This is a genomic window from Arcanobacterium phocae, from assembly GCF_018913465.1.
In the GTDB taxonomy this organism is placed as follows: domain Bacteria; phylum Actinomycetota; class Actinomycetes; order Actinomycetales; family Actinomycetaceae; genus Arcanobacterium; species Arcanobacterium phocae_A.
In genome coordinates this window covers 319,553-332,237 of record NZ_JABAPM010000001.1, presented here as the reverse complement: position 1 = coordinate 332,237, position 12,685 = coordinate 319,553, and the positions used below count along the sequence as shown (strand labels likewise).

The window sequence follows — 12,685 nt, the reverse complement described above, 5'->3', positions numbered from 1 at the left end:
GAAACTAGGGGCCTGCGCGGATGGCAGACCCCTAGTTATTGAGAGAAAAGTGATCAGTTGTTTCGTGCGTCTTCACGAGCTTGATGTTCTGCCATCAAACGACGCTCGTCTTTACCGACGATCCACATAAGAATCAAGGACAATACGACAACACCTAGCAGTACTGCGAAAGTGACATCCCAACCAAAGTAGTGGATGAGGATACCAACACCAGATGAGGCAAGTGTTGCACCGAGAAGGTAACCAAAGAGCCCAGTGAATCCGGCGGCAGTTCCGGCCACATTACGTGGCGAAAGGTCAATTGCTTGCAGACCAATAAGCATGACCGGTCCATAGATCAAGCCACCGATAACACCGATGAGGATGTAGAAGATCCATAGCGGAGCAGTGTTTGGAATCAACCAGTAAAGAGCAATAGCAATGCCAACGCCGGCTAAGAACAATAAGCCTGCTCCGGCGCGCCAGCCCTTAAACACCTTGTCCGAAACCCAACCACACAAAACGGTTCCAATGATGCCAGCGCCCTCGTAGATGGCAAATCCGATGATGCCTTCCTTAATATTCACACCATGAATTTCTTGGGTTAAGTAAACTGGAATCCAGTTCAATACACCGTACCGTAGGGTGTAGACAAACACGTTTGTGATCGCAAGCAGGACAATAACGCGGTTGGTGAGAACATGCTTGAAGAGCATGTCTTTCCATGTCAGACCTTCGGTGTCAACGATCTCAACCTTGGCTGGATCGTCGCGGTATTCTTCAATGGTTGGCAAGCCAACTGCTTCTGGACGATCATAGATCAATACGAATGCGATTGCGGCAATGACTAGAGCAACAATTGCTGGCGCCCAGAATGCAGGTGTCCAGTCAGCCTTGGAAGATGCGAAATGCCCAAGGGCCCATGCTGCGATGAGACCTACGCCAGCGCCACCGACGTTGTGCGCACAGTTCCAGATCGAGGTCTTCCAGCCACGCTCTTTGGTGGAGAACCAGTGCACGAGAACGCGACCTGATGGAGGCCAGCCCATGCCTTGGAACCAGCCGTTAATAAACATAACTGTCGCAAACAGGGTGACTGAAGCGGATAGAACTGGCACGAAAGCAATCAAGAGATTCATGACTGCGGACAATGCTAGACCGAGTGGAAGGAAGTATTTCGCGTTCGACCGGTCCGATAGCATCGCCATGAAGAACTTTGATAGTCCATAGGAGAAGAGCACTGCGTTAGAAACAATTCCGATGCCAACGGTGTTCATCAGATCGTTTTCTTGCAGAATCGCAGCTACTAGCGAGACGTTGTTTCGAATGAGGTAAAAACCGGCGTAACCCAGGAAAATACCCATGAATACTTGTAGTCGCATCCGGGTATAAACGGATTTAACTTTTTCTGGTGGGAGAGGTTTTGCTTTAGGTGGCGCTGCTAAAAAGCTAAGCGGTCCCGATTGCATGGACATGGTTGACCTCCGAGGATCTTCATTGATGACTCTGATAAGCCCATCGTAGAGACAACGAAGTAACGCCGAGGGTCGCGAGGGTTACACATGGTAACACGCTGTTACCAATTAGATTGTGAGCGAATATCCTAGCCCACGATGACTACGGATGCAGCCGGGATCGATCCCCACTGCCTCGAGGTGTTTACGAAGCCGGTAAATAGTTGTTTTCACCATTTCTCGGCCCCCTGCCCCAGTGTTCGGACCCCACGTTGCTGTGACTAAATCCCGGGTGGTAACGACGTCGTTCGCATGTTTCGCCAACGCCCCTAAGAGCGCAACTTCAGCTTGGCTTTCCGTTACCAAAAAACCGTTAAACCACGCACGATTCGTGCGATTGTCAACACGAACTGGCCCATATAGTTGTTCATCATTGTCACTATGTTGTACCAGCCGGCGGACGATGGCTTGCGCACGCAAAGCCAGTTCGCGAGGGCTGAAGGGTTTCGTTACGTAGTCGTCTGCACCTGCTTCTAAGCCGGCAATACGGTCAGATTCTTGTCCGAGCGCAGTCAGTAAAATGATCGGAGTCATCATTCCAGCGGCGCGCATTCGCCGGGTAATATCGATTCCGGATCCTCGAGGCATCAGTACATCAAGTACGACTAGATCATAGTGATTGTGTTGTAATAGCTCCCAAGCCGCAACCGGCGTCGTCGCGCTGTCACAAACAAAATCCTGCGTTTCTAGCGCAAACGTTACGATTGAAACCATTTGCGTTTCATCGTCGACGACGAGCGCACGTGGTTTCATTGTTCCCCCTTAATCCCCGATGGCAGTATGACATGAATTGCGGTGCCATGCATCGATAGCGAATCCACCATGATCGTTCCATTATGAGCTTGAACGATATGTTGAGCTACCATCATACCGATTCCGGTACCAGGACGGCGGGAAGACCCGGTGCGGAATGCGTCAAACATATGTTCTTGATCTTCCACTGAGATTCCCTCGCCGTCGTCAGAAACAATCAGTAACGCTCCGCCACCCTCGGCGTTTCGGACCCGAACGGTAACGGTAGCATTCGGCCCGGCATGACGGGTGGCATTATTGACTAGATTCCACACGAGTTGCCGAATGAGCCCGGGATCTGCCCATATCGGAAGTAACCCACCAGCGGCATCCACGTGGATCGGAACGCTGGTGATTCGCCGCATGTGACGCGCTGTCTGTGCGACTATTGCACGCACGTCTACGTTTTCGCGCTCTAGTGGCAGTGCAGAGTTGAGCCGAGCATCGATGAGGAAATTCTCCGAAATATTGATAACCTGAGTCGTATTTTCGGTAATTGTGGTGACGAACGTTCGCTGCTGATCAGTTAATGGGCCAGCTAGGCCTTCAGCTAGCAGTTCTGCCGCCCCGTTAATCAGTGCCAGCGGCGTGCGAATTTCATGAGAAATAATTGCGGGACGTTCTTGGCGCGAAGTAATGTCAGCACGGAGCTGAGCATTCACCTGTTTGCATCGACGCCAGCTGATAGCTAAAAAAGTTATGACCGCGAGCGCAAGAAGCAATGCGAGTGCAAGGACGATCGTCAGCCGCGGGATATTCATAGGTTTCAGTGTAGGAGATTTTGCTCGACCGTGGCGTGGTAGACGCTAGCTAATATTTTTCCGCCAGCTTTCTCAGAATTTGGCGGCGGGATCAGAGTGAATTCCGTGCCGCCAGCATCGATATAGGTTTGCCGATTAAGCACGTCAATTTCGTCCAAAGTTTCAATACAGGAAGCAAAAAATCCAGGAGTAACAACAAGAATGCGGTGCATCCCTTCACTCGGCAACTGTGCCATACGATCAATAGTTGCTGGTTGTAGCCAGGCGCCTGGACCGAATTTCGATTGATAGGTTATTTCCCAATCCACCCCGGCTATGTGATTCATGATCGCTGCGGTGGTTTGTTCGCACTGTTGGCGGTATTGATCTGGCTCGTGAACAACGCGTTGTGGTACGCCATGATAGGAAAAGATAATCTTATCGAACGACTGATGCGAGTGCTGGATATGATGCTGGATTTGGCGTGCGTACCAGCGAATATATTCAGTATTGAGATTCCACGGATCAGCCCGAAGAATACGAGGCGCCCAGTCTTGCTGTTCGATGCGGTCAAGTTGGCGCCATATTTCGGCAACTGTTGACGGAGCATATTGCGGGTATAGGGGTATAACGACGAGTTCATCAACTGCGAGCGTCCGAATTGCGGTTTCAATATCTGGTGTCATATAAGTGGTCGCATACCCCACTTTGATGTCTGGTAGCTGTTGCACAGTATGACGAGCCTGGGCTTGAGTATGCACAATGAGGGGTGAGCCCTGTGGCATCCATACACTGCGATATACTGGCTCGATTTTTCTTGGACGTACCCGCAGCACAATATTGTTCAAGATTGGCTTCCACAGCCATCGTGGCATATCAACTACTGATGGATCAGATAAGAATCGGCGTAAAAACTCTTTAATATCTTCTGGATTCGGCGAAGCCGGCGTTCCAAGAGTGACGATGAGGCATCCACGATTCATAAAACTAACAATAGCGTCTCTATCTCCTACGCGCACGTTTATTGGCACAGCCATCTTTTCAAGACGTGAGAATACACGCAACCATCTACATGTCGCATAAATTTTACACTACCCGCCTTGTGGCAAATGATTGACACAAGATGAGTGATGAACATACAATTCTTGTATCAATCACATATAACAAGGAAGTGCTGCCACTATGAATGTTCCACACACTGGATCGGCCGTATCTCTGCTGCTGTTAGGCGCAATTGTGCAAGTCTGCCTGATAGCTATTCCGCTCATCACCCTTGGAGCATGGTACATTCATACTCCACATCGCAAGCTTTTTCTCAACCGTCTTCCCTATGCACCCAAGCTACAGGTAACAATCCGCGGACTTGCTATCGGACGCATCGCAGGTCTAGTTGTGGGCATTCCAGCAACCCTCATACTGCTACTCAACATGAGAAATGCATATCTATACTATGCAACGCCGTTCATTGTCTACGCTTGTATTTCCATACTCACGCTCATCATCCACGGATTTACTTTCAGAGCCGCTCACGTACCTGGACATAGCGGTCTCGAGCGCCGTACTCTCACCCAATACACGGGTCATCTTCCTAAAATACTGCTCGTGAGCGCTCCACTCATATTACTTATGCTCACTGTGCTTTACCCTTTTGTTCCAGTAGTGCCCGATAATCAAGGAACCGTGTACTACGCGCCGGTAGCGCCCGCTCTCGGCGTCGTCGTCGCACTGTTATTAGCGACTTCACTCACCGCAGCTATTATTTGGGTTGTTATTTTACGCCCACGCAATTCATCGGATGCCGAACTGGTTAGCCTCGATAACATTGTCCGCCGTCGTTCAATTAATGAACTCATTTTCGGATTAACCGCAGCTGCGTCAGCCTCGGCGCTTGGTTTATCAGTACGCGGAGCTCATTATGTGTTTGTTGCATTATTCCTACGCCCTACTGTCTTTATAAACACCAGTGCGCTACCCAGTTCAGCACTATTGATTATTTTGGCTGCTATTCACAGCGTCGCAACAATCGCTAATATCGTTATTCTTGTTATTGCCTTGGCTCGTCAGTTCAATCCGGGGATCGGCGTTGATCGATGAGCGTAGAGCTAACCATTGACCCAACACTCTCTATCCCGGCGCACGAGCAACTAACGAACCAAATTACCGGCGCGATACTCTCTGGAAGACTCTCCCCGGGTAGCCAATTACCTACTGTACGCGCTCTCGCCCGCGATCTCGGGATTGCCCCGGGCACTGTTATGCGTACCTACACTTCCCTATCTGACGCAGGATATATCACCACCGCACGAAGTAAAGGAACCGTCGTTAATGGAAGGAAAAGTAACGACGACGAGCTCGCCCATCACCTCACCCGTCTAACCCAACGCTACCTAGTTGAACTGCATGCCTTTGGCTTTACCGAGAATGACGCCATCGCCGAATTAGCCCGATTAAGCGACACTGAAGCATAATTTTCAGCACATAGCACAACAAATTGGTGCACACTCAGCACGGTTCTGGCAAAATACTTCACGGTACACCGCTTGGGGCAGCAAGCGAGTACGCGCCGTAGAGGTAGTGAGAGCGTCGATGTACTTCATTTTCCGTATCATTTTTAGCGTATAGGAATATTCATGACTGCCCAGAAAGCAAAATTCGCTCCAACCGGAACCGGACTCTACCCAATCTTTGTTGCCATCATGGCCGTTGTTCTCATCCTGTCTAACATTGGCGCTTCTAAGCCGGTTATCTTTGGCCCTATTCTTACCGACGGCGGATTCTTCCTGTTCCCATTTGCCTACATCATTGGCGACGTCGTTTCCGAAGTTTATGGCTGGAAAGCATCCCGCCGTGCCGTCATCATTACCTTCTCGCTCTCCATCTTTGCTGCTCTGTGCTACTGGATCATGATTGCGCTACCAGGAGCTGACTTCTACGACGGTCAAGAAGCATTGGTTCGCACCCTTGGACCGGTGTGGCAAATCGTTGTTGCTTCTCTTCTTGGCTTCCTCGCCGGTCAGCTTTCCAACGCATTCACAATGGTTCAGATGAAGAAACGCTCCGGTGAAAAGCTACTGTTTGGCCGAATGGCCGCTTCGACCGTCGTCGGCGAATTCGTCGATACACTCGTCTTCTGCTCTATCGCCGCGCAAGTCTTAGAAATCCCAGACGTTTCAACGTTCCTGAACTACCTCTTCGTCGGCTTCACGTACAAGACTGCCGTTGAGCTCATCTTCTCCCCCATCACAATGGCTGTGATGCGTCTGGTTAAGCGAGCAGAACCAGAATACGGTATTCAGAAGTAATTTACTTAGGCTCGATAAGAGTCACGGATGGGTGCGCCGCACGGAAGTCATTAACCGGCGCATCCGTCCCATATCCTAGGGCGAAACCGGTCACCAACGCGTAATCGGCTGGCACGTTGAAAACCTCGTTCGCTGGCCGGCGCCAACCGGCTAGAACTCCCAGCGGACACGAATCGACTCCATGGGCGCTGGCAGATAAAAACAGCGTTTGCAGCATGAGCCCGGCATCGAGCGCCGAATATGGCAAGAAATCACGGTGAATGAACACCAGCCCAACCACCGGCGCGCCGAAAGCTTCGAAGTTTCTCCGCATTTGAGCGTTTCGGCCAGCTCGATCCTCACGAGTGATCCCTAAGTGCTGATAGAGTCCTACCCCTACTTCAACTTGGCGAGTACGCAGTTCATCGGGATAACGGGCAAAGATATCATAATCCCCGTCGCAATCGGGAACAGTTTTTAACTTCTGCGCTGCAACCATTGCATCAAACTCGCGCAGATAAGCCGCAACTAGTTTTTCCCGCGTCTCGCCGGTTGCCAGCGCGATACGATACCCCCGAGTGTTTGACCAGCTTGGCGCATACCTCGCATCTTCGAGAATCTGTGTCACAGTCTCCTCCGGTAACGGAGCATCAGCGAAATCACGGACGGCATGACGGGCTTGGACCAGAGCAGAAAAATCATTCATAGTCACATCTTACAAGCCACTTTCTTCACAGGCTAGACTAAAAACATGACTCAGCCATCAACGTTACACATCCCTTCAGCTGTCCACCCCGGCGATAAGGTCGCACTGCTTTCGCCCGCGTGGGCAGCTCCCGCGTATTTTCCCGAAATCCACGAGCAAGCAAAGCGCCGGATAGAGGCTGAACTCGGATTAGTTCCTGTTGATTTTCCTACTACCACCATTATGGGTGCTTCTCTTGCCGAGCGCGCAGCTGACGTTAACACCGCTTTTACAGATCCAGATATTCGAGCGATTTTTACGACCGTCGGCGGGGATGATCAGATTCGGTTAACCTCGCTTCTTGACTCCGAGGTTGTTCGCCGCGATCCGAAACCATTTTTCGGCTATTCCGATAATACGAATATCTTGAATTGGTTATGGCGAAATGGAGTAGCTAGTTTCCACGGCGGCGCCACTCAAGTACATCTTGGCTCTGGGCCTGGTATCGATCCGATACACCTAATGACGTTGCGTGGAGCCTTGTTTGGCGACGACGTCGTTCTACCGACGGTCACCGAGTCTGAAGATTATGGACTGGACTGGTCTGATCCGCGGGCGCTCACAGATGGAGTGCTCCGAGAGCCTGCGATGCCAGTGGAGTTTATCGGCACTGACCAAATAGTCCGCGGGGCAACGTGGGGCGGTTGCTTTGAGGTACTCGATCAACTGGCTATGGCTGGACGGTTGCCTGCTGCGGGTGAGCTAGAAGGTAAAATCCTGTTGCTGGAAACATCGGAGATTATGCCGCCACCAGATTATGTTGGCCGCTGGATCCGGGCTTTTGGCGAACGCGGATATTTAAGTGCAGCTGCCGGATTAATGTTTGCCCAGCCCGTTGTTGATGACCGCGATGCTCCAGCACCGTATGAGGTACGAGAGTCGCGACGCTTAACCTATCTGGAATATGTGCTGTCACATGTGGGAGCATATCGTGACGATTTACTCGTAGTTTTTGGTGTTCCGTTTGGACATACTCGACCACAAGCTATTTTGCCGTATGGCGGCGAGGTTACCTTGGATCCGCAGGCCGGAACTATCACGGCGCATTTTACGCGGTCGCTACCAAGCTCCTCCTAACTTCCAACTGTCGCTAAGTTTCAACTACGATTAGCTACGTCAATATAAGCTAATCGCCATAAAAAGCGAACACCAAATGTGAAAGTGTCGCAAAAAATGAAACGAACGATAGTCATCTACTCCACTGTTACCGGATTCGCCCGCACCTACGCCCAGTGGATTGCTGAGGAATTAGATGCAGACCTTTACCAAATCGAAGAACTCATTCCGCTCATTAAGCGGGGTCGAATAAGACTAACTAAGTATGATCTCATTGTTTACGGAGCTGGTGTCCGGATGGGAGTTATTCGTAAATTCAGTGCATTCCGTAAACTTCTTAAACAAGCTGGATTAGCGACATCGAAGAAAATAATCGTGTGGGCAAATGGCGGAACACCGCAACACCCAGATCGCGATTATCGATCTGCGTCACGGACGTTTAGCCGAGTTGAGCTTGCCCGCGGCGACTATGCCTACTTCTATCTAGAAGGTGGGGTGCGATACGAAGGCTTAAACCCAATCGAAAAAGGGCTACTAAAGACCTTTGCTAAACGTATCCAAAAGTATCGTAGCCGAGGCGAGTGGGCAGTTGCAGTCGCCGACCATATCGCCGAGGGGTACGACCATACCGATCGAACAGCCATCGCTCCTCTCGTGGCACGTGGGCGCGAAATCCTTAACACTTCTCGATAGCAACTGACCACAAAACAAGGCGAGAGTCTCCCCGAATTGGAGACTCTCGCCTTACGTATGACAGCGTTACGTAGCGACTTACTTCTTATCGTCGCTCATCTTATCGTCTGACATCTTGTCGTCACTCATTTTGTCATCAGACATCTTCTCGCCATCAGACATCTTGTCATCCTTCATTTTGTCATCAGACATCTTCTCGCCATCAGACATCTTGCCGTCCTTCATTTTGTCATCAGACATCTTGTCGTCTTCCATCTTGGTTTCTGACATCTGCTTATCGTGCATCTTGCCATCATCCATTTTGTTGTCAGCATCAGAATTGCAGGCGGCAAGACCGGCAACAGACAGTAAACCAACAACAGCACCAGCGGTGATTCGACGAATATTCATAAAGTTCTCCTTTTAATACGAGGCAGGTGCCCCAGTGATCTTTCATAACTAGTTCGACGCCAGTGACCATACGGATTGGATTAGTTTAGGTGACCTGACCCACATAGGAAATCTGCAACGAAAACAATCCAAAATCATCCTGGCTGCGAACTATTCATAGAACTTGATGAAAGGACGAAACCACCATGTCTCTTATTTTAATTGGTCTTCTGGGCGGATTTATTACCGGAATATCACCCTGTATTTTGCCGGTGCTCCCCGTTATTTTCCTCTCGGGCGCCCAGGGGGCCCAAACAACCAAGCCGAACACGACGCCCGGATTATTGTCCGGAAATCTTATTTCCCTCGATAGCACTCCGGCTACTTCGAGCGTGACCACTAAGGCTATGAAGCCAGTCTCCAAGTGGCGGCCCTACGCCGTCGTCGGCGGATTGGTACTCAGTTTTACCACCTTCACCCTATTTGGCTCAGCTCTGCTCACGCTCTTAAATCTTCCGCAAGATTTTATCCGCTGGGCCGGCGTTGTTATGCTCCTGCTTATTGGTATCGCAATGCTGGTGCCGCGACTCATGGAACTGCTCGAAAAACCATTCTCACGCTTCGCTAAAACCGGAAACTCCACATCGTCAAATGGTTTCTGGCTCGGGGTTGTCCTTGGAGCCGCCTACGTTCCATGTGCTGGTCCAGTCTTAGCTGCTGTCTCAGTCGCCGGAACAACCGGAAAGATCGGTGCTGACACCGTTGCTCTCGCAGTGTCCTTCGGTATCGGAACCGCAATTCCGCTCCTCTTCTTTGCCCTGTCAGGACAAAAACTAACCGAACGCATTAGTGCCTTCCGCACTCGGCAACAACTTATCCGTAGCATCGCTGGTATTGCCATGATCGGTCTAGCCCTAGGCATTGTTTTTGATGTTCCGGCTAAGATTCAACGTGCACTACCAGACTGGACGTCGTCGTTACAAAAGAGCACCGAGTCGCTTTACCCCACCCAGCAAGCTGGTCCCTGCGTCGACGGCGCAACGGAACTCGCCAACTGTGGTCAACTGCCAGAGATTTCCGGCGCAGTCGCCTGGTATAACACTCCAGATAATCAGCCACTGACCGAAGCAGACCGCGCGAAGAAAGTTACCCTCGTCGATTTTTGGGCTTACTCGTGCATCAACTGTCAGCGTTCGATTCCTGGCATCGAAAAACTCTACGAAACCTATAAGGATTCCGGTCTGCAGGTCATTGGTGTTCATTCACCAGAGTACGCCTTCGAAAAAGTTCCAGAGAACGTTAAAGCTGGCGGAGATAAACTTGGTATCACCTACCCGATTGCCGTCGACTCAAATCTTGTGACCTGGCAAAACTTCGATAACCACTACTGGCCTGCGCACTATCTCGCAGACGCTACCGGTCAATTGCGTGCTATCAAGTACGGCGAAGGTGGCGAGGCAACCACTGAACGTCATATCCGTGACCTCTTGCACGAAGCGAACCCGAACGTCGTCCTTCCTGAACCGATTTTTTCCGACGCGAGCGACGACGCCTCGGCTCTAGCTCCACGCACACCGGAAACATATCTCGGTTCGGCCCGTGCGGACCGCTATGCTGGCGGATCATTATCGAACGGCACCGTCGAAGCCTCTTTTCCAGAGTCACTCAAGCCAGATACCTTTGCGCTGAACGGAACTTGGAAAGTTAGCCCGCAATCGATTACTCCAGTTAGTTCCGACGGTAAGTTGCGTCTTTCTTGGCGTGGCGCACACGTCTACTTGGTAGCTTCTGGAGAAGGAACTATCACATGGAATAACGATGGGAAAGAATCAACCATGAAGATTTCTGGTGTGCCTAACGCTCAAGAAATTGTCAGCACCACGCCGGGATCTTCAGGAACAGTAGAACTCACTGTCTCACCAGGTGTGGAATTGTACTCATTCACTTTCGGGTGAGACGCAGTGACAATCTTGGCTCAAACCCCGTACGATAAAGCCGTGATACCTGAACCATCAGATCTTGACGATGTCCTGCTCGGACGCATCGCGAACGGCGACCGCCAAGCTTTCGCGACTTTCTACGATCGTTGGAGTGGCAAGGTTTTGGCGCTGATCCGCCAGATTTTGCGTGACCACGCCCAATCGGAAGAAGTGTTACAGGAAGTGTTTTTAGAAGTGTGGCAAAAAGCGCCACAGTTCGCCAGCGCCCGCGGCACAGCCCGCGGGTGGCTGGTAACACTTACGCGCCGGCGGGCGATAGATCGAGTGCGGTCTTCTCAGGCCAGCCGCGAGCGCGACACTGCCTATGTGGCAACCGATATCGACTACGATCACACGCTCGAAAGCGTGGAACAACGCCTCGAATCGGAACAGGTTCGCCGGATGCTTGACTTCGTAGGTGAACCGCATTCTTCCACTATCAAACTTGCGTTTTTCACCGGATTAACACACCGTGAAATTGCCAGCCATCAACGTGTTCCACTTGGAACAGTAAAAACTCGGATCAGAGACGGATTAGCTAAAATGAAAAGATTTATGGAGCAGGAACGATGAATAGCGACGACGATCTCACCTTCCCCGACGATATTGCGGGGACACTAGGCACGAGTTTGACACCTGTTGCCCCTTCCCCTGCCGTGCGCGAGCATTTGTTGGAGACGATTGCCCGCCTGCCACAAGAATCACGATCACCGGAGCCGACAACGACCGATAGTAACGTCGTCGAACTCAAGCCACGAAAACTACGAGTTGTGCGTGCAGTTTCCCAGATGGCGGCGGCCGTGGTACTGGTAGCTGCCGGAGTTGGTGTCGGCCGTTGGAGCGTCATGGATTCGATGGAATACACCAGTCATTATGCGCAGCTCAATCAGGCCCAAGATGTGGTACGGATTGCTGACACAATGCCAGATGGTCACGTGGTGACTTTGACCTGGTCACACGATATGGAGATGGCCGCGGTAACGATGCCGGTAGAATTACAAGCTCCCGCAGGTCAGAGCTTAGCGGTGTGGGTACGCCACGCTGGTAGTATTCGCAAAGCTGGAATGTACGAACCGAACAAAACTGGCCCATTCTCGTTTATTGATGCCATGCCAGAAGATGGCGACGACGTCTTCGTTACGATTGAACCAGCCGACGGATCAGAGCAGCCAACTGGAAAACCGATTATCACGTGGAAGATTAGTATTCCTGATGATCCGGCCGATCGAGCGAGTACACAGCCAAGCTCAACAACCTAGATAAACGAATACGCGAGGGCTGGGCAAAACTAGACGTTACGCTCAGACCTCGCGGACCCTTCTAACCAAGCCAGTTTTGGACATACGCCATGAGCCCTACGACGGCGCCAATAGCAACTCCTATTGCCACCCACGCATTACTGACCGACGTGTTTTTATGAGAATGCTCTTCCCACTCTTGCGGTGAACGTTGCGAATTAGGTACTTTCTCCATAGATGTATCGTATGACATTGCACATGGCTTAGCAATCACTATGTTCCACCTCTACCTCTGAGAT

Annotated in this window: 15 protein-coding genes; 8 read left to right on the top strand and 7 right to left on the bottom strand. The window is 51.1% G+C overall.

Annotation, left to right across the window (positions count from 1 at the left end):
• Positions 1-53: 53 nt before the first annotated feature.
• From KSO86_RS01585 to hemH, 4 genes are all read right to left on the bottom strand, one after another.
• Positions 54-1,454 carry an MFS transporter gene (locus KSO86_RS01585; protein WP_216378210.1) on the bottom strand — a complete coding sequence of 467 codons (1,401 nt, stop codon included), beginning with the start codon at positions 1,452-1,454 and terminating at the stop codon, positions 54-56.
• A 108-nt stretch (positions 1,455-1,562) separates the two neighbouring features.
• Positions 1,563-2,246 carry a response regulator transcription factor gene (locus tag KSO86_RS01580; protein ID WP_216431744.1) on the bottom strand — a complete coding sequence of 228 codons (684 nt, stop codon included), beginning with the start codon at positions 2,244-2,246 and terminating at the stop codon, positions 1,563-1,565.
• A complete protein-coding gene (locus KSO86_RS01575) occupies positions 2,243-3,046 on the bottom strand; it encodes a sensor histidine kinase (protein WP_216378212.1) in 804 nt (267 codons plus the stop codon). Before KSO86_RS01575 ends, KSO86_RS01580 begins: the two co-directional genes overlap by 4 nt.
• A 5-nt stretch (positions 3,047-3,051) precedes the next feature.
• The gene (gene hemH / locus KSO86_RS01570) at positions 3,052-4,008 is read right to left on the bottom strand and encodes a ferrochelatase (protein WP_216378213.1); all 957 of its coding nucleotides are present in this window, start codon (positions 4,006-4,008) and stop codon (positions 3,052-3,054) included.
• Positions 4,009-4,207: 199 nt separating this feature from the next.
• On the opposite strand from hemH, the gene KSO86_RS01565 reads away from it, so the two are divergent.
• From KSO86_RS01565 to KSO86_RS01555, 3 genes are all read left to right on the top strand, one after another.
• A complete protein-coding gene (locus KSO86_RS01565) occupies positions 4,208-5,119 on the top strand; it encodes a hypothetical protein (RefSeq protein ID WP_216378214.1) in 912 nt (303 codons plus the stop codon).
• Positions 5,116-5,493, top strand: coding sequence for a GntR family transcriptional regulator (locus KSO86_RS01560; RefSeq protein WP_216378215.1), 378 nt, complete (start codon positions 5,116-5,118; stop codon positions 5,491-5,493). Before KSO86_RS01565 ends, KSO86_RS01560 begins: the two co-directional genes overlap by 4 nt.
• A gap of 162 nt (positions 5,494-5,655) precedes the next feature.
• Positions 5,656-6,327 carry a queuosine precursor transporter gene (locus tag KSO86_RS01555; protein WP_091280780.1) on the top strand — a complete coding sequence of 224 codons (672 nt, stop codon included), beginning with the start codon at positions 5,656-5,658 and terminating at the stop codon, positions 6,325-6,327.
• A gap of 1 nt (position 6,328) precedes the next feature.
• Here the strand turns inward: KSO86_RS01555 and KSO86_RS01550 are convergent, their stop codons facing one another.
• Complete coding sequence (locus KSO86_RS01550; protein ID WP_216378216.1) at positions 6,329-7,012, bottom strand: nitroreductase; 684 nt, start codon at positions 7,010-7,012, stop codon at positions 6,329-6,331.
• A 45-nt stretch (positions 7,013-7,057) separates the two neighbouring features.
• Here KSO86_RS01550 and KSO86_RS01545 point away from each other — a divergent pair, with 45 nt between their 5' ends.
• Positions 7,058-8,128, top strand: a complete 1,071-nt coding sequence (locus tag KSO86_RS01545; RefSeq protein ID WP_216378217.1) for a S66 family peptidase — start codon at positions 7,058-7,060, stop codon at positions 8,126-8,128.
• Positions 8,129-8,224: 96 nt separating this feature from the next.
• On the top strand, positions 8,225-8,800 hold the full coding sequence (locus KSO86_RS01540) for a flavodoxin domain-containing protein (protein WP_216378218.1): 576 nt from the start codon (positions 8,225-8,227) through the stop codon (positions 8,798-8,800).
• Between the two features lie 78 nt (positions 8,801-8,878).
• On the opposite strand, the gene KSO86_RS01535 is transcribed toward KSO86_RS01540, so the two are convergent.
• The gene (locus KSO86_RS01535; protein WP_216378219.1) at positions 8,879-9,190 is read right to left on the bottom strand and encodes a hypothetical protein; all 312 of its coding nucleotides are present in this window, start codon (positions 9,188-9,190) and stop codon (positions 8,879-8,881) included.
• Between the two features lie 185 nt (positions 9,191-9,375).
• On the opposite strand from KSO86_RS01535, the gene KSO86_RS01530 reads away from it, so the two are divergent.
• From KSO86_RS01530 to KSO86_RS01520, 3 genes are read left to right on the top strand one after another with little or no spacing between them, the layout of a single operon-like run.
• Positions 9,376-11,124, top strand: coding sequence for a cytochrome c biogenesis protein CcdA (locus KSO86_RS01530; RefSeq protein WP_216378220.1), 1,749 nt, complete (start codon positions 9,376-9,378; stop codon positions 11,122-11,124).
• Between the two features lie 45 nt (positions 11,125-11,169).
• Complete coding sequence (locus tag KSO86_RS01525; protein WP_436231415.1) at positions 11,170-11,721, top strand: sigma-70 family RNA polymerase sigma factor; 552 nt, start codon at positions 11,170-11,172, stop codon at positions 11,719-11,721.
• The gene (locus KSO86_RS01520; protein ID WP_216378222.1) at positions 11,718-12,407 is read left to right on the top strand and encodes an anti-sigma factor; all 690 of its coding nucleotides are present in this window, start codon (positions 11,718-11,720) and stop codon (positions 12,405-12,407) included. The genes KSO86_RS01525 and KSO86_RS01520 overlap by 4 nt, the downstream gene beginning before the upstream one ends.
• Before the next feature lie 61 nt (positions 12,408-12,468).
• On the opposite strand, the gene KSO86_RS01515 is transcribed toward KSO86_RS01520, so the two are convergent.
• Positions 12,469-12,621, bottom strand: a complete 153-nt coding sequence (locus KSO86_RS01515) for a tektin family protein (protein ID WP_216378223.1) — start codon at positions 12,619-12,621, stop codon at positions 12,469-12,471.
• Positions 12,622-12,685 lie beyond the last annotated feature (64 nt).